18 protein-coding genes are annotated in these 15,076 nt (G+C 64.6%); 11 read left to right on the top strand and 7 right to left on the bottom strand.

Translation table 11 applies throughout. The features are described from left to right. Positions 1-33: 33 nt before the first annotated feature. From hisN to FIU91_RS06155, 3 genes are read left to right on the top strand one after another with little or no spacing between them, the layout of a single operon-like run. On the top strand, positions 34-819 hold the full coding sequence (gene hisN, locus FIU91_RS06145; RefSeq protein ID WP_152463664.1) for a histidinol-phosphatase: 786 nt from the start codon (positions 34-36) through the stop codon (positions 817-819). Further along, positions 816-2,156 (top strand): 8-oxoguanine deaminase, encoded by a 1,341-nt coding sequence (locus FIU91_RS06150; RefSeq protein WP_152461826.1) that lies wholly within the window; start codon positions 816-818, stop codon positions 2,154-2,156. The genes hisN and FIU91_RS06150 overlap by 4 nt, the downstream gene beginning before the upstream one ends. Further along, positions 2,153-2,569, top strand: coding sequence for a CAP domain-containing protein (locus FIU91_RS06155; RefSeq protein WP_093013488.1), 417 nt, complete (start codon positions 2,153-2,155; stop codon positions 2,567-2,569). The genes FIU91_RS06150 and FIU91_RS06155 overlap by 4 nt, the downstream gene beginning before the upstream one ends. A gap of 4 nt (positions 2,570-2,573) precedes the next feature. Here FIU91_RS06155 and guaD read toward each other — a convergent pair whose 3' ends face one another. Then, positions 2,574-3,863 carry a guanine deaminase gene (gene guaD, locus FIU91_RS06160; RefSeq protein WP_152461827.1) on the bottom strand — a complete coding sequence of 430 codons (1,290 nt, stop codon included), beginning with the start codon at positions 3,861-3,863 and terminating at the stop codon, positions 2,574-2,576. 137 nt (positions 3,864-4,000) lie between these two features. On the opposite strand from guaD, the gene mgtE reads away from it, so the two are divergent. Further along, positions 4,001-5,398: a magnesium transporter gene (gene mgtE / locus FIU91_RS06165; RefSeq protein ID WP_152461828.1), complete on the top strand. Its 1,398-nt coding sequence runs from the start codon at positions 4,001-4,003 to the stop codon at positions 5,396-5,398. Further along, the gene (locus tag FIU91_RS06170; protein ID WP_152461829.1) at positions 5,395-5,949 is read left to right on the top strand and encodes a 5-formyltetrahydrofolate cyclo-ligase; all 555 of its coding nucleotides are present in this window, start codon (positions 5,395-5,397) and stop codon (positions 5,947-5,949) included. The genes mgtE and FIU91_RS06170 overlap by 4 nt, the downstream gene beginning before the upstream one ends. 7 nt (positions 5,950-5,956) lie before the next feature. On the opposite strand, the gene FIU91_RS06175 is transcribed toward FIU91_RS06170, so the two are convergent. Next, positions 5,957-6,322, bottom strand: a complete 366-nt coding sequence (locus tag FIU91_RS06175) for a hypothetical protein (protein WP_152461830.1) — start codon at positions 6,320-6,322, stop codon at positions 5,957-5,959. After that, positions 6,319-7,305 (bottom strand): cobaltochelatase subunit CobS, encoded by a 987-nt coding sequence (cobS, locus tag FIU91_RS06180; protein WP_152461831.1) that lies wholly within the window; start codon positions 7,303-7,305, stop codon positions 6,319-6,321. The genes FIU91_RS06175 and cobS overlap by 4 nt, the downstream gene beginning before the upstream one ends. Before the next feature lie 160 nt (positions 7,306-7,465). Here cobS and FIU91_RS06185 point away from each other — a divergent pair, with 160 nt between their 5' ends. The 4 genes from FIU91_RS06185 (at position 7,466) to msrB (ending at position 9,977) form a co-directional block, all read left to right on the top strand. Then, a complete protein-coding gene (locus tag FIU91_RS06185) occupies positions 7,466-8,011 on the top strand; it encodes a sigma-70 family RNA polymerase sigma factor (protein ID WP_093013717.1) in 546 nt (181 codons plus the stop codon). After that, complete coding sequence (locus FIU91_RS06190) at positions 8,008-8,724, top strand: anti-sigma factor domain-containing protein (RefSeq protein ID WP_152461832.1); 717 nt, start codon at positions 8,008-8,010, stop codon at positions 8,722-8,724. Before FIU91_RS06185 ends, FIU91_RS06190 begins: the two co-directional genes overlap by 4 nt. 103 nt (positions 8,725-8,827) lie before the next feature. Beyond that, positions 8,828-9,403 carry a fasciclin domain-containing protein gene (locus tag FIU91_RS06195; protein WP_093013470.1) on the top strand — a complete coding sequence of 192 codons (576 nt, stop codon included), beginning with the start codon at positions 8,828-8,830 and terminating at the stop codon, positions 9,401-9,403. Between the two features lie 103 nt (positions 9,404-9,506). Further along, the gene (msrB, locus tag FIU91_RS06200) at positions 9,507-9,977 is read left to right on the top strand and encodes a peptide-methionine (R)-S-oxide reductase MsrB (RefSeq protein WP_093013714.1); all 471 of its coding nucleotides are present in this window, start codon (positions 9,507-9,509) and stop codon (positions 9,975-9,977) included. Positions 9,978-10,045: 68 nt separating this feature from the next. Here msrB and FIU91_RS06205 read toward each other — a convergent pair whose 3' ends face one another. Then, a complete protein-coding gene (locus FIU91_RS06205) occupies positions 10,046-10,672 on the bottom strand; it encodes a J domain-containing protein (protein ID WP_152461833.1) in 627 nt (208 codons plus the stop codon). Between the two features lie 77 nt (positions 10,673-10,749). Here FIU91_RS06205 and FIU91_RS06210 point away from each other — a divergent pair, with 77 nt between their 5' ends. Continuing rightward, complete coding sequence (locus tag FIU91_RS06210; RefSeq protein ID WP_152461834.1) at positions 10,750-11,007, top strand: BolA family transcriptional regulator; 258 nt, start codon at positions 10,750-10,752, stop codon at positions 11,005-11,007. A 9-nt stretch (positions 11,008-11,016) separates the two neighbouring features. Here FIU91_RS06210 and FIU91_RS06215 read toward each other — a convergent pair whose 3' ends face one another. Next, positions 11,017-11,547 carry a hypothetical protein gene (locus FIU91_RS06215; protein ID WP_216651629.1) on the bottom strand — a complete coding sequence of 177 codons (531 nt, stop codon included), beginning with the start codon at positions 11,545-11,547 and terminating at the stop codon, positions 11,017-11,019. A 124-nt stretch (positions 11,548-11,671) separates the two neighbouring features. Further along, positions 11,672-13,186, bottom strand: coding sequence for an Asp-tRNA(Asn)/Glu-tRNA(Gln) amidotransferase subunit GatB (gene gatB / locus FIU91_RS06220; protein WP_152461835.1), 1,515 nt, complete (start codon positions 13,184-13,186; stop codon positions 11,672-11,674). Positions 13,187-13,330: 144 nt separating this feature from the next. Here gatB and FIU91_RS06225 point away from each other — a divergent pair, with 144 nt between their 5' ends. Next, positions 13,331-14,065, top strand: coding sequence for a transglycosylase SLT domain-containing protein (locus tag FIU91_RS06225; RefSeq protein WP_093013454.1), 735 nt, complete (start codon positions 13,331-13,333; stop codon positions 14,063-14,065). Between the two features lie 4 nt (positions 14,066-14,069). Here FIU91_RS06225 and FIU91_RS06230 read toward each other — a convergent pair whose 3' ends face one another. Beyond that, entirely contained in the window at positions 14,070-14,957 is an 888-nt protein-coding gene (locus FIU91_RS06230; protein ID WP_093013451.1) for a 1-acyl-sn-glycerol-3-phosphate acyltransferase, read from the bottom strand. Between the last annotated feature and the right edge of the window lie 119 nt (positions 14,958-15,076).

Consider the following 15,076-nt stretch of genomic DNA (forward strand, 5'->3'; position numbering starts at 1 on the left):
GCGGGGGATCACGTGCGCGACACGAATATCGACATGACCGAAATCGCGGCCGTCGCCGGTGAGTTGGCCGACGCGGCGCGCGCGGTGATTCTGCCGCATTTCCGTTCGGCCACCCTGGCTGCCGAGAACAAGGAAGACGGTGGCTTCGACCCCGTCACCGAAGCGGACCGCGCGGCCGAGCGCGCGATGCGGGACATTCTGGCAACGCGCAGACCTCAGGACGGCATTCTCGGTGAGGAATACGGGGCCAGCACCGGATCGAGCGGTCTGACCTGGGTGCTGGACCCGATCGACGGGACCCGCGCCTTCATCTGCGGCACACCGACATGGGGCGTGCTGATCGCGCTCTCGGACGCGGGCGGTGTGCGCTTCGGCATGATCGACCAACCCTTTACTGGCGAGCGCCTCTCGGGCGGGACCGGTGGTGCGACCTGGATCGGCCGGGAGGGCGAGACGCGGACACTGGCGACAAGCGGTATCAAGGCGCTTTCGGATGCGCGGCTCATGACAACCTTCCCCGAGGTTGGGACCCCCGCGGAAGGGCGCGCCTTCGCGAAAGTGTCCTCGCAAGCCAAGCTGACGCGGTACGGAATGGATTGCTACGCCTATGCGCTTCTCGCCGCGGGGCATGTGGACCTCGTGATCGAAGCTGGGCTCAACCCCTACGACATCCAGGGACCGATCGGGGTCATCGAAGCCGCCGGCGGGATCGTCACCGATTGGAATGGCGGGGCGGCGCATCACGGCGGGCGCGCCATCGCCGCCGCAACGCCGGAGCTGCACGCCGAGGCGCTGGCCCTCTTGCGAGACGTTGCATGAGCGAGACGCTGATCCGGAACGCGGCACATGTTCTTACGATGGATGACGGCGCATGCGAATACGCGGACACCGACATCCTCGTTCGGGATGGCGTCATCGCGGAGATCGGATCGAACCTGGCGACCGTAGGCGAGATCGTCGAGGCACGGGGCTGCCTCGTGACGCCCGGTCTCGTGAACACGCATCATCATCTCTACCAGACCCTCACGCGCGCGGTGCCGGGCGGGCAGGACGCGCTACTCTTTGGTTGGCTCAAGACACTTTACCCGATCTGGGCGCGGTTCGGCCCGGCAGAAATGCGGGTCTCGGCGTTGACGGGATTGGCCGAACTGGCACTGTCTGGCTGTACGCTGACCTCGGATCACCTCTATCTTTTCCCGAACGGCGCGCGTCTCGATGACACGATCGACGCGGCGCGGGAGATCGGGCTGCGCTTTCACCCGACGCGCGGGGCCATGTCCATCGGGGAGAGCGCGGGCGGTCTGCCGCCCGACGGTCTCGTGGAGGAAGAGCGGGCGATCCTTGACGATTGCATCCGCGTGATCGACGCCTTTCACGACCCCAAGCAGGGCGCGATGGTGCGCGTCGGGGTCGCGCCGTGCTCTCCATTCTCTGTGAGCCGAGAGCTCATGCGCGACGCCGCCATTCTCGCGCGGGACAAGGGCGTGATGCTGCACACGCATCTCGCCGAGAACGACGAGGACATCGCCTATTCGCTCTCGCAATTCGGCTGCCGGCCCGGTCAATATGCCGAGGATCTCGGCTGGACTGGCGCGGATGTGTGGCACGCCCATTGCGTGAAGCTCGATGGCCAAGAGATTGACCTTTTTACCAAAACCGGGACGGGCGTGGCGCATTGCCCATGTTCGAACTGCCGCCTCGGATCGGGCATCGCGCCTGTCCGCGCCATGCGGGATGCGGGTGTGAAGGTCGGGCTCGGCGTTGATGGATCGGCGTCGAACGATGCCGGCAGCCTGGTCGCGGAAGCCCGGCAAGCGATGCTTCTCCAGCGCGTCGCGCAAGGCGCGGATGCGATGAGCGCGCGCGAGGCGCTGAGGATCGCAACGCGCGGCGGCGCGGAGGTGCTCGGGCGGGACGAATGCGGCCAGATCGCGCCGGGCTACCGCGCCGATCTCGCCATCTGGGATGTATCTGGCATCGAAAGCGCGGGCAGCTGGGATCCTGCTGCGCTCTTGTTGGCAGGGCCAACCTGCGTGAGGGATCTTTTCGTCGAAGGCCGCCAGATCGTCCGCGATGGTGAGATCGCAACGCTCGATCTGCCAGTTGTCATCGAAGAGCAGACTCGCATGGCCCGCGCCTTGGCGGAAGCCTCATGATCCGTTTGCTCGTGATCCTGCTGGTCGCGGCGACGCCCGCTCTGGCCGATCCCGGCGTGGAGGCGCTTTCGGCGTTCCGGGTCCAGAACGGTCTGCCGGCGGTCAGGCATTCCGAGAAGTTGGACGCGATGGCCCGCGCGCATGCGCTGGACCTGTCGCGCACCGGGCGGTTCTCGCACCAGGGCTCGGACGGATCGGATATCGGCAGCCGCGCGCGGGGTGTCGGTTACGGCTATTGCCGTCTGGCCGAGAATATCGCCAAGGGTCAGCGCAGTCTCGCCGAGGTGATGCGGAGCTGGGCCAATTCGCCCGGCCATCGCCGCAACATGACGCTGCGCGACGTGACCGAGGCCGCGCTGGTGCGGACAAGCGACGATGTCTGGGTCATGGTGCTTGGTCGGCCGGGCTGTTGACGCCTCAGATGCGACGCTCTCCCGCCACCCAGACCGAGCGCACCGCGCGGTCGTCACCCATCATGATCGTCGCGAAGACCTCGTCCCATACGGTCTCGGCCTGACGGGTCCGCTGCGCGATGGCCTCCGTGGAGGCAAGGTCGAGCACGCAGATATCCGCCTCCGCACCGGGCGCGAGCGTGCCGATCCGCCCCTTGGCATGGAGCGCCTCGGCAGATCCTTCCGTTGCGAGCCAGAGAAGCTCGGAGGCATGGAGGGCCCGGCCGCGCAATTGCCCGATCTCGTAAGCCGCGGCCATCGTGCGCAGCATCGAGAAGGACGAGCCGCCGCCGGTATCCGTGGCCAGACCGACCGGGATCCCGCGGGCAGTCAGCCCGTCCATGTCGAAAAGACCGGAGCCTATGAAGGTATTCGAGGTCGGACAATGCACGAGCGCCGCGCCAGTCTCTGCGATCCGGTCGATCTCGCGGGGCGTCAGGTGGATCGCATGGCCGAAGAGGGCGCGCTCTCCAAGAAGGCCGACCGCTTCATAGGTGTCGAGATAGTCGCGCGCATCAGGAAACAGAGAGGCGACCCAGTCCACCTCATCGATCTGTTCCGAAAGATGCGTCTGCATCAGACAATCGGGATGCGCCGCCCAGAGCGCGCCCAGTGCCTCAAGCTGGTCCTGCGACGAGGTGGGTGAGAACCGCGGCGTGATGACATAGGAGGCGCGCCCGCGTCCGTGCCAGCGTTCGATCAGCGCGCGGCTTTCGTCATAGGCACGGATCGCCGTGTCGCAGAGCGCGTCGGGCGCATTGCGGTCCATGCAGGTCTTGCCCGCGTAGACGCGCATCTCGCGCGTCTCGGCGGCCTCGAAGAAGGCATCGACGCTGGCGGGATGCGAGGTGCAGAAACTCGCTACTGTCGTCGTGCCGTGTTTCACCACGAGATCGAGATACTCGCCCGCGACAGCGGCGGCATAGGCCGGATCCTCGAGGCGCATCTCTTCGGGGAAGGTGTAGGTATTCAGCCAGTCTATCAGGCGTTTGCCCCAGCTCGCGATGATCCGCGTCTGCGGGAAATGGACATGCGCGTCGACGAAGCCCGGGCAGATGAGATCGCGGCCATAGGCCATCTCCGTCACGTCGGGCGCGGCTTGGCGCAGCATGTCCGCGGGCCCCGTCACGGCGATCTGGTTCTCGGCGATGAGAACGCCCCAATCCTCCTCGATTCGCGCGGTATCGCGCCCGTCACGCAGGGGCGCGCCGTCCCAGACCAGCACGCGCCCGGTAAGAAGATGATCTGCCTGCATTGCCGCCTTGACGCCCCCGTTTCTTGTCGCGCGACCCTATGCCGGCCAAAGGGCAAGGTAAATCTGCGCCGAGACCTGTTGCTTCTTTGAAGGCTGCCCTAATCTCCGGTGGAAACACGAGACGCGAGGAGAGCAGGATGGCAGAAGAGCAGCTCGACGTGGCCCCAGAGCCGGAAAACGCCGAGAGCGACGCTTACGCGCTCGACCCCAAGACCATTTCCGCGATCCTCTACACCGTCGAGGTGCAGGATCGTGAACGGCTCGTCGAGCTGATGGAGCCTCTGCATGCCGCCGATATCGCGGACATGCTGGAGCAGATGAACGCCTACGACCGGATGCGGCTCATCCGGCTCTATGATCTCGAATTCGACGGCGATATCCTGACCGAACTCGACGAGAGCATCCGCGAGGAGGTCATCCAGATCCTCAAGCCCGAGGTTCTGGCTGACGCCGTGCGCGAGCTCGATTCGGACGACGTGGTCGACCTTCTCGAAGACCTCGAGGACGCGCAGCGCGATTCCATTCTCGAGGCCCTCGAGGACAGTGACCGGGTCGCGGTCGAGCAATCGCTGACCTATCCCGAGTATTCCGCCGGCCGTCTCATGCAGCGCGAGGTGGTCATGGCCCCCGAACACTGGAGCGTCGGCGAGGCGATCGACCACATGCGTGCGAACGAAGATCTGCCTGACCAGTTCTATCACATCATTCTCGTCGACCCGCGCCTCAAGCCGGTGGGCAAGGTCGCGCTCGGCAAGCTGATGTCGTCGCGGCGCGAGGTGAAGCTTGCCGACATCACCGATACGAGCTTTCACATCATCCCGGCCACGCGCGCGGAGGCGGATGTCGCTTACGCCTTCAACCAGTATCACCTGATCTCGGCCCCGGTCGTGGACGAGAACGAGCGGCTCGTGGGTGTCATCACCATCGACGACGCGATGCTCGTCCTCGAGGAAGAGAACGAGGAAGACATCCTCCGTCTCGCGGGCGTGGGCGAGGAAAGCTCGCTCTCCGACACCGCGATCCAGACGACGCGGCAGCGCTTTCCGTGGCTTGCCGTGAACCTAGCCACCGCGATCCTCGCCTCGCTGGTGATCGCGCAGTTCGAAGGCGCCATCGCGCAGGTCACGGCGCTGGCCGTGCTGATGCCGATCGTCGCCTCGATGGGCGGCAATGCGGGCACGCAGTCGCTCACCGTCGCGGTGCGCGCGCTCGCGACACGCGACCTTACCGGGTCGAACGCGGTCCGTGTCATTCGCCGCGAGGCGACCGTGGGCCTTATCATGGGCGTGGCCTTCGCGGTGGTGATGGGCATCGTCGGTGTCGTCTGGTTCGGCTCGACGCAGCTCGGCTGGGTGATCTTCGCGGCGATGATCATCAACATGGTCGCGGCGGCCCTGGCCGGGATCGGGATTCCCATCCTTCTCGAGAAGATCAAGGTCGACCCCGCGCTGGCCTCGGGCACCTTCGTGACCACCGTGACCGATGTCGTCGGCTTCTTCGCCTTCCTCGGTCTTGCGAGCCTGGTGCTGCTGTGAGCCTCGAGGACCGAAAGGCAGCGGCCCGGAAGGCCGCCTTCGCCCGTAGGAAGGCCGCGCATGCGGCGCGCGGGCCCGGCGATGCGGGGCACTTGAGCCAGGTGCTCGCCGGGTATCGCGGGGTGCCGGTGTCAGGGTATATGCCGATCCGAACCGAGATCGACCCGATGCCATCGATGGAGGAAGCGGCCGCGCACGGCCGCGTCTGCGTTCCGGTGATCGAGGCGAAGGGCATGCCGCTCCGCTTCGCGCGGTGGGAGCCCGGATCGGAGATGGTCGAAGGCACCTTCGGCGCACTTGTCCCGAGAGATATCGAATGGGTCGAGCCCGAGATCCTGATCGTGCCGCTTGTCGCCTTTTCGCGGCGCGGGGGGCGGCTTGGCTATGGCGGGGGGTTCTACGATCGCACGCTCGAGATGCTGCGCAGCCGCCGCGCGACGCTGGCCGTGGGCTTCGCGTTTGCCGCGCAGGAGGCGGACGATCTGCCGCTCGAGCCTACCGATCAGCCGCTCGATCTGATCGTGACCGAGCGCGAGGTCATCGAGGTCTGAGCGCCGCTCACTCCACCGGGCAGCGCTCTATCGTGCGGAGCGTGATCTCGCGGCTCGTCTCGTCCCCGCCGTAGATATAGGCTTCAACCATCAATGCACGGCTGTCGGCCTCGGCGGCGATGAACCGGTCAAGCATGTCAGCATCGGCACCGGCGGCGATGGCGCGGTCCCGATACTGGCGGATGGCAGCTTCGGAGAGGCCGTCATCGCCTAGCGCCGTAAGGCGTGCCGCAGCGATGCCGTAGCCGGCCCAGAACGCGGCGCATTGCACGTCGTGATTGTCGGAAAGACGCGGCGCACGCGCGGGAGTGTCGGAGGGTGTCGCCAGGGCAGGCGCCGCGGCGAGAAGAAGGCAGAGCGCCCCGCCTCTCACCCCATGCTCACCGAAGCGGCGCTTTCGGGCAGTTCCTCGTCGAAGCAGCGCTGGTAGAACTCGGCCACGGTTTGCCGCTCGAGCTCGTCGCACTTGTTGAGGAAGGAAAGACGGAAAGCGTATCCCATGTTTCCGAAGATCTGAGCGTTCTGCGCCCAGGCGATCACCGTCCGCGGGCTCATCACCGTCGAGAGATCGCCGTTCATGAAGGCGGTGCGCGTCAGTTCGGCTACCGTCACCATCTGCCGCACCGTCCGGCGGCCCTTGTCGGTGTTGAAGGACGGGTTTTTCGACAGAACGATCTCGACCTCGGCATCGACCGGCAGGTAGTTCAGCGTCGCAACGAGGCTCCAGCGGTCCATCTGACCCTGGTTGATCTGCTGCGTGCCATGATACAGCCCGGTCGTATCCCCGAGGCCCACCGTGTTCGCGGTCGCGAAGATCCGGAAATAGGGATGGGGGTGGATCACCTCGTTCTGGTCGAGCAGCGTCAGCTTGCCGTCGACTTCCAGAACACGCTGGATCACGAACATCACGTCCGCGCGGCCCGCGTCGTATTCGTCGAAGACGATCGCGGTGGGGTTCCGCAGCGCCCAGGGCAGGATGCCTTCCTGGAACTGCGTTGTCTGTTTGCCGTCGACGAGACGGATCGCGTCCTTGCCGATAAGGTCGATCCGGCTGATATGGCTGTCGAGGTTCACGCGCACGGCGGGCCAGTTGAGACGGGCCGCGACCTGCTCGATATGGGTCGACTTGCCGGTGCCGTGATAGCCTTGGATCATCACGCGGCGATTGTGCTCGAACCCGGCCAGGATCGCGAGCGTCGTGTCGGGATCGAACTTGTAGGTGAAATCGATATCCGGCACACGATCGCTGCCGTCCGAAAAGCCATGCACGACCATATCGGTGTCGATACCGAAGGTCTCGCGTACCGAGATTTCCTCGGTCGGTTTCGCATTGATATCCATCGATCCGTCCGCCATGCTTTCCGCGTCCTCCTGATCGGCTGCGTTGCGCGTCGTGGTGCAACATATTCCGGGGAGGAGCAAGGGAAAGCGCGGCCTGATCTCGCGCTCTCCCCAATGGCAGGGGTATCGAGGCGAGTTGATGCAGGATTCAGGCGGGCCCGGGGCCTCGGCGGCCATGAGCCCACAGGACGAGATCGAAGCTTTCATCGCGCGCATCGTGATGAAGGACCGCGCGGCATTTTCCGCATTATACGACCGCACCAGCGCGAAACTCTTCGCTGTGAGCCTGCGTGTCTTGAACGATCGCGCCGAAGCCGAGGAAGCCTTGCAGGAGGCCTATCTGCGGGTGTGGCACCGCGCCGAGCTGTATCGGGCCAACGGCTACTCGCCGATGACGTGGCTCATCACGCTGACACGGAACGTCGCCATCGATCGGCGGCGCAAGAAAAAACCATCGACGGGCGAGGCGCTCGATGCGGCGGACACGATGCCTGACCAGGGACCAGGTCCCGAAGCGCAGGCTGCTCTGAATTCAGAGGCACGCGCATTGTATGGCTGTCTCGGGGAACTGCCGCCGGACCGGGCCGAGATGGTCCAGAAGGCGTATCTGGATGGCTGGACCTATGCCGAGCTTTCCGATGCGACAGGGGTCAAATTGAATACGGTCAGAACCTGGCTGCGCCGGGCCCTGATCCAGTTGAAGGAGTGTCTCTCGCGATGAGCGACGAGCGCGACGATATCATGCCGGGCAGTCCAGAGGACGATGCCGCGCGCGCTGCCGAATATGCCTTGGGTCTCATGCCCGAGGAGGAAATCGCTGCGTTCGAGGAGCGTCTCCTGCGCGAGCCCGAGCTCGAGGCGACCGTCGTCAGCTGGACCGAGTACTTCGCGTCCCTGGCCGACGCCTTGCCGCCCGTCGCGCCACCTCCGCAGCTCAAGCGCCGGATCGAGGCGCTCGCATTCGGAGAGACGAAAGATCATCCCTGGTGGCGGAGCCTCGTTCCCTACGCACTCGGCGCGGTCGCGGCGGCCGTGTTCGGCTGGGCCGTCATCACCACCGGAATGCTGGACATGGGGGGCACGACGCCGACCTACGTGGCCGACCTCGCGGCAGAAGAAGGATCGGAGCTTCTGGTCCACGCAGGATATCTCGAGGAAAGCAACGAATTCCTGATCCGCCGCGACGGCGGCACCGTGCCAGAGGGGCGCGACAACGAGATGTGGCTTGTCCCGGATGACGGACCGCCCATCTCGCTCGGCCTTGTGCCGCGCGAGCAGGGCGTCATCGGCCGGCAAGTGCTGCCCGAAGAGCTGATCCCGATGCTCGAGGGCGGCACGCTCGCCGTGTCCGAAGAGCCGGCTGGCGGTTCGCCCGACGGCACGCCAACCGAGGTTCGCGCGGTCGGCCCCATCGTGCCTTTCACGGACACGTGACCGCCGCCTCGCCCGAGATTTTGAAACTCCGATTTTGCGCTCCACGTGGGTCAGTGTGATCCCGGCCAAAAGGTCGGGGCACATGAATGACAGGAGTTTGAAGATGACCATCAAGACCACTTTCGGAGCCCTCGCCGTCGCAGCAAGCGCAGTTGCATTCGGCGCCAGCACCGCGTCCGCTCAGGACAACCCGACCGTTGGCGGCGCGCCGATGATGGCCGACATGACCATCGTCGAGAACGCGGTTAACTCGCCCATCCACACCACGCTCGTTGCAGCCGTGCAGCAGGCTGGCCTCGTCGACACGCTGAACTCCGAAGGCCCGTTCACCGTCTTCGCGCCGACCGACGACGCCTTCGGTATGCTGTCCGAGGACAGCCTCAACGCGCTGATGATGGACGAGAATCAGGAACAGCTCGCGCAGATCCTGACCTGCCACGTCGTCGCGGCGGAAGCCTTCTCCACCGCCATCGCGGGCATGATCGCCGACGACATGGGCAACCACCCGGTCGAGACCGTTGGCGGCTGCACGCTGCAGGCGATGATGGACGGCGACGAGATCACGCTGACCGACGAGAACGGCCGCACCGCGACCGTGACCATCGCCGATGTCGACCAGTCGAACGGTGTCATTCACGTGATCGACCGTGTGCTCCTGCCGGCCGGCCAGGCAGGCTGAACCCTGTAAACGCGTCCTGAAACCCCTATATTTCAGGGCAATGGGCCCGGACCGATCTCCGGTCCGGGCCTTTTTATTCGCCGAACGATTGGAGGCCGACATGATGAGCCGACGCACTTTCATCGGAACCACTGCCGCCGCCTTGGGGCTGGGCTCGGGTGCCGCGCGGGCGCAAGAGGGCAACTTTCCCGTGACCCGCAGCGAGGCCGAATGGCGCTCCATGCTGAGCGACGCCGAATTCACCGTCATGCGCGAGGAAGGCACGGAGCGCGCCTTCAGCTCGCCGCTGCACGATCTCAAGACGCAAGGCACCTACATTTGCCGCGGCTGCGATCAGGAGCTTTATTCCTCCGAGCACAAATACGACAGCGGCACGGGCTGGCCGAGCTTTTACAAGCCGATCTCCCAAGAGGTGATCGGCACGAAGCCGGACCGGTCGCTCTTCATGACCCGGACCGAGGTTCATTGCTCGCGCTGCGGCTCGCATCTCGGCCACATCTTCGATGACGGGCCTCAACCGACGGGCAAACGTCATTGCCTGAACGGCGTCTCGCTGACATTCGTCGAAGCGTAAGGCGAAGCTGGACATGAAAAAAGGCGCGCGTTCCACGGGGCGCGCGCCTTTTTCGTTGTCCCGTCGGATTACTTGAAGAAGCGGCTGTCCTTGAGCTGATCCCAGGCCCACATGACAAGCTGCAGCTGCTCTTCCTGACTGCGGTCGCCGCCGTTCATGTCCGGGTGCAGCACTTTGATGAGCGCCTTGTAGGCCTTCCGCACGTCGGCCTTCGTCGCATCCTCGCGCACCTCGAGAATATCGGCCGCGCGCTTTTCGGTCGGGGGCAGGCGGCGTCCGCCAGTTTTGCCGGCCTTGCCGGGATTGCGCGTCGCGTTGTCGCCCAAAACCTGATGCGCGTCCTCGATTCCGAGCCGCGCCCAGGCGCGGGCCTCGGGATCGCGCCAATCTTTGGTGCGCCGCTCCCAGACCTTGTCGGCGCTTGACTGGGCGTTCATCTCGGCTTCCGTCTTGCCCTCGAAGAAGCTCCATTGCGCGTTGTACTCGCGCACGTGGTCCTTGCAGAACCAGTAGAAGTCATCGAGCACGTCCGGCGCTTTCGGCGCGCGGAACTTTCCCGGCTCCTGACAGCCTTCGTGGTCGCAGACGCGGGTGGAGGTTTCGGATTCGCCTGACATGCCACGCCGTCCGCGCGGGCTCTTTTTCTTGGCCGATTTCACGGACATGTCGAATCCGAAGGGATCTGATCTGCTCATGTTTGAACACCTTTTCGACTCGGACGGTGCAGTTTAGACAAAACCGAACCGGATCATAGGGGGCGAAGCGTATAAAAATGTCGCGGACTGAATTGATGGAAACACGCCTGCGCGAGGCGTTCGAACCACGCGAGCTCGTGGTGCGGGATGACAGTGAGGCGCACCGCGGACATGCGGGATTCCAGGAGGGTGGTGAAAGTCACTTTCATGTCGTCATCCGCTCGGAGGCGTTCAAGGGCCAGAGCCGCATCGCGCGGCACCGTGCCGTTCATCAGGCCTTGGGCGCGGATCTGGTCGGCGCGATCCACGCGCTGTCGCTGGATCTCGGCGAATAGGGCAGGGCGTCAGGCCTTCTGCGTCTCTGCCGGATCGGTCTTGTCATCCTCAGAGGCGGTTTTTTCGTCCTCTGTCTCATCGGGGCGATCCTCGCTCGCGGGGATCAGCCGCCCGGCGCGTTCGCGCAAAAGCGCGCCAAGGCTGCCTGTCGATGTCTTTTCGGCGTCGCGCTCGCTCTGGGTGTCCGCGTCGGGCTTCTCCGGAGCGCTTGCCGCGACCTTTGCTGGAAAGAGCGGTGCGGACTCGTTTTCGTCGTCATCGTCCGGCCCTTCGATCATGGGAACGGCGAAATCCTCGGCCCGGTCGAGCCGGGGACGCCGGAACACCAGCAGAGTGCGCCATTCCGTCACGCTGGAGCCGAGCCCCGCGCGTTCTTCGGAGGGCAGCGTGTCGGCGCGGAGATACTCCCAGCCGTCTGCGCCCATCTCGTTCATGAGCTCCTCGACCGCATGGGCGAACCGCGCTTTTGCGCCCTTCACCCCCTTGGCTTTCTTGCCTTTTTCGGGGGCAGGCAGAATGCGGTATTGATAGCGGGTCATGGGATCGGAGGCTCACTTCTTCAGGTCGGTCGAAACTGTACTGTCACGCGCCCTGGAAGGCCAGCGCTGGCGGGGAGCAGAGCGAAGACTTGCTGACCAGCAGGACGAGCCGCGGTCATCCGCCCTACAGGCCGAGCTTGGCCGAGACGATCTCGTTCACGGCCTTCGGATTGGCCTTGCCGCCCGTCGCCTTCATCACCTGGCCGACGAACCAGCCCGCGAGCTTGGGGTTCTGCTTGGCCTTCTCGACCTGATCGGGATTCGCAGCGATGACCTCGTCGACCGCGGTCTCGATCGCGCCGGTATCCGTGACCTGCTTGAGGCCCTTCTCCTCGACGATGGCCGCTGGATCTCCGCCTTCGGTATAGACGATCTCGAAGACGTCCTTGGCGATCTTGCCCGAGATGTCGCCCGACTTGATGAGCTTGACGAGCCCAGCAAGTTGACCTGGAGAGACGGGGCTGTCCGAAATGTCGCGATCGTCCTTCTTCAGCCGGCCGAACAGCTCGTTGATGACCCAGTTTGCCGCCATCTTGCCGTCGCCGCCCTCGGCCGCGACCTTCTCGAAATAGACGGCATTCCGCAGTTCAGCGGTCAAGACGCCCGCATCGTATTCCGAAAGGCCGAAATCCTTGACGAACCGCGCCTTCTTGGCGTCGGGCAGTTCCGGCAGGCTCTCGGCGATGCCGTCCACCCAGGCCTGCTCGATCTCGAGCGGCAGAAGGTCGGGGTCGGGGAAGTAGCGATAATCGTGTGCCTCTTCCTTGGAGCGCATCGAGCGTGTCTCGTTCTTGTCGGGATCGTAGAGGCGCGTTTCCTGCACCACTTCGCCGCCGCCCTCGATAATCGCGATCTGGCGGCGGGCCTCCACGTCGATGGCCGCCTGGATGAAGCGCATGGAGTTCATGTTCTTGATCTCGCAGCGCGTGCCGAGATGGCTGAAATCCTGCGTTTCCTGGTATTTTTCGTAATCTCCGGGACGGCAGACCGATACGTTCACGTCTGCGCGCAGGTTGCCGTTCTGCATGTCGCCATTGCAGGTGCCGAGATAACGCATGATCTGGCGCAGCTTGGCGATATAGGCCGCCGCCTCCTCCGGCCCGCGGATATCGGGGCGCGAGACAATCTCCATCAGCGCGACCCCTGTGCGGTTGAGATCGACAAAGGACATCGCCGGGTCCATGTCATGGATCGACTTGCCGGCGTCCTGCTCCATGTGGATGCGCTCAATCCGCACGCGGCGGGCGATGCCGGGCTCCATGTCGACGATGACTTCGCCCTCGCCGACAAGTGGATGATAAAGCTGGGAAATCTGGTAACCCTGCGGCAAGTCGGGATAGAAGTAATTCTTCCGGTCGAACGCCGAGGAGAGGTTGATCGCCGCCTTGAGGCCGAGGCCCGTCCGAACGGCCTGCTCGACGCAGAACTCGTTGATGACCGGCAGCATGCCCGGCATGGCCGCATCGACGAAGGAGACGTTGGAATTGGGCTCTGCGCCGAATTCGGTCGAGGCACCCGAGAAGAGCTTCGCCTTGGAGGCAACCTGGGCATGGACCTCCATGCCGATGACGAGTTCCCAATCGTGCTTTGCCCCGGCGATGACCTTGGGTTTCGGAGCCTCGAAGCTCAAATCCAGCATGAGATGCGTCCTCTGGCGGCCTTGGAATTCAGATCTTGCGTTTAGGACAGGGGCGGGCAGGGGGCAAGAGCCGGCAGCTCTTTGCCGCCGCAAGACGCACGCGGACTTGCATCGAGGCGCGAAAGACAGGCATTCTCGCGAGCGATGCTGCTCAGAACACTCATAGCGTCATTGGCGATCAGCTGCACCGCCGGGATGGCCGCGACCTCAGATACCCTCGACCTGATGCAAAAGGCCGAGGATCTGCCGCTGTTCGTGAAGCCCGATCCCAGCCCGCAAGCGGTTGCCGCCTCGCCCCGTCCAAAGGCGCGGCGCGATCAATTGCCAACCGCGCGATGGGGCAAGACCGGGCAGCGTGCCATCTGGACACGCGCCACCTTGTCGGCCCTGAACGGCCACGCCTCGCGCCTGCCCGAGATCGTTCCGCGCGATATCGAGGAATGGTGTCCGGCCTATCCCGAGGCGAACCGCCGCGACCGCGAAGCGTTCTGGGTGGGCCTTGTCTCGACGCTGGTGAAGCATGAAAGCACCTATCGGCCGACGGTGATCGGCGGCGGCGGGCGCTGGCACGGGCTCTTGCAGATCCTGCCGTCAACCGCGCGCCTTTATAACTGCCGGGCGACGACGGGGGCGGCGCTGCTCGACGGTCCGGCGAACCTCTCCTGCGGACTGAGGATCATGGCGCGCACCGTCTCGCGGGATGGTGTCGTCAGCCAGGGGATGCGCGGTGTCGCGGCCGACTGGGGTCCCTTCCATTCGGGCAGCAAGCGGCGGGACATGATGGCCTGGACGCGCGAGCAGACCTATTGCCAGCCGATTTTCAACACGCGCCCCGTGGCTCGGCCCGCACCGCCGATCGAGGTCGCGGAAGACGGCTGACGCCTCAGGTCGCGGTCAGGGCTTTCAGCCAGGACGGCCGCGCCGAATTGTCGAGAAGCGATACCGCCGGAGCCCGAGGACCGCCAAGCGCGAGGGTTGCGCGGCGCAGCATCTCGATCCCGTCTTCGGACTTCTGCGGCAGCGCCGCTGCCGAGATCGGCTCCCCGACGGTGATGCGATAGGGTTGACGGCCCTTGTTCAGCGTCTCGTGGAAGAGCGTGATGTCGCGCAAGGACGGGTGGATGAAGTCGAAGAGATAAAACAGGACCGAGTTGCGAGCCCGGATGTTCAGGGGAATGATGGGCAGTTCGAACTTGCGCGCGATCATCGCTGCCGAGCCCATCCATTCGCGTTCGTGCAGGCAGAGGCCGCGCCGCTTGGCCAGACGGCCGGACGGAAATATGATGCCAAGCCGGTCCGCCTCGACCGCTTTGCGGGTATAGGCCATCGTCTCGCGGGTCTTGCCGTGGCTGCGCTTGTCCTTGCGCCACTCCACCGGGGCGATCATGTCCTCCATCTGCGGCAGCACACGCAATATGTCGTGGTTTGCAAAGAAATAGAGGTCTGGACGGATATCGCGCAGCACGTGGTTGAGCATGATTCCGTCGGCGATACCCGTCGGATGGTTCGCCACGATCAGAGCAGGCCCGCTGCGCGGCACGTTTGACAGACCGGAAACCTCGACATCCCGCGCAAGCATGTCGCCCAATTCGCGCATCAATTCCGCGCTCGGCATGTCACGGAACCGCTCGCCAAGGGCAATCGTCTTGCGATAGCCAAGCATGGCATTGAGGATACGACGCGCATGGCGCGTGCCGAGCTTGTCGCTGAAGAGCCAACCAGCGCGCTCTTCGATCAAGGGGTCGATGCGGTCCTTCATCTCGCTCGGCATCTTCAGTTCCGTCTTTTTATTATCCCATGACATGACACTCGCATGAAGGGAAGTGCGAATGGCCGCCTCAGACCGGCGACCCTCTGCCGAAAAACGGCTAAAGCATAGCGGAACGCGCA

The organism is Roseivivax sp. THAF30 (assembly GCF_009363575.1).
GTDB lineage: Bacteria > Pseudomonadota > Alphaproteobacteria > Rhodobacterales > Rhodobacteraceae > Roseivivax > Roseivivax halotolerans.

Excerpts from the sequence above, each read along its gene's own strand:
- FIU91_RS06225 (WP_093013454.1), top strand. The coding sequence starts at position 13,331 with ATGCTGCTCAGAACACTCATAGCGTCATTGGCGATCAGCTGCACCGCC.
- FIU91_RS06210 (WP_152461834.1), top strand. The coding sequence starts at position 10,750 with ATGTCGCGGACTGAATTGATGGAAACACGCCTGCGCGAGGCGTTCGAA.
- gatB (WP_152461835.1), bottom strand. The coding sequence starts at position 13,186 with ATGCTGGATTTGAGCTTCGAGGCTCCGAAACCCAAGGTCATCGCCGGG.
- mgtE (WP_152461828.1), top strand. The coding sequence starts at position 4,001 with ATGGCAGAAGAGCAGCTCGACGTGGCCCCAGAGCCGGAAAACGCCGAG.
- cobS (WP_152461831.1), bottom strand. The coding sequence starts at position 7,305 with ATGGCGGACGGATCGATGGATATCAATGCGAAACCGACCGAGGAAATC.
- msrB (WP_093013714.1), top strand. The coding sequence starts at position 9,507 with ATGAGCCGACGCACTTTCATCGGAACCACTGCCGCCGCCTTGGGGCTG.
- FIU91_RS06195 (WP_093013470.1), top strand. The coding sequence starts at position 8,828 with ATGACCATCAAGACCACTTTCGGAGCCCTCGCCGTCGCAGCAAGCGCA.
- FIU91_RS06185 (WP_093013717.1), top strand. The coding sequence starts at position 7,466 with ATGAGCCCACAGGACGAGATCGAAGCTTTCATCGCGCGCATCGTGATG.
- FIU91_RS06205 (WP_152461833.1), bottom strand. The coding sequence starts at position 10,672 with ATGAGCAGATCAGATCCCTTCGGATTCGACATGTCCGTGAAATCGGCC.
- FIU91_RS06190 (WP_152461832.1), top strand. The coding sequence starts at position 8,008 with ATGAGCGACGAGCGCGACGATATCATGCCGGGCAGTCCAGAGGACGAT.
- FIU91_RS06155 (WP_093013488.1), top strand. The coding sequence starts at position 2,153 with ATGATCCGTTTGCTCGTGATCCTGCTGGTCGCGGCGACGCCCGCTCTG.
- FIU91_RS06215 (WP_216651629.1), bottom strand. The coding sequence starts at position 11,547 with ATGACCCGCTATCAATACCGCATTCTGCCTGCCCCCGAAAAAGGCAAG.
- FIU91_RS06150 (WP_152461826.1), top strand. The coding sequence starts at position 816 with ATGAGCGAGACGCTGATCCGGAACGCGGCACATGTTCTTACGATGGAT.
- FIU91_RS06230 (WP_093013451.1), bottom strand. The coding sequence starts at position 14,957 with ATGCCGAGCGAGATGAAGGACCGCATCGACCCCTTGATCGAAGAGCGC.
- hisN (WP_152463664.1), top strand. The coding sequence starts at position 34 with ATGACCGAAATCGCGGCCGTCGCCGGTGAGTTGGCCGACGCGGCGCGC.
- guaD (WP_152461827.1), bottom strand. The coding sequence starts at position 3,863 with ATGCAGGCAGATCATCTTCTTACCGGGCGCGTGCTGGTCTGGGACGGC.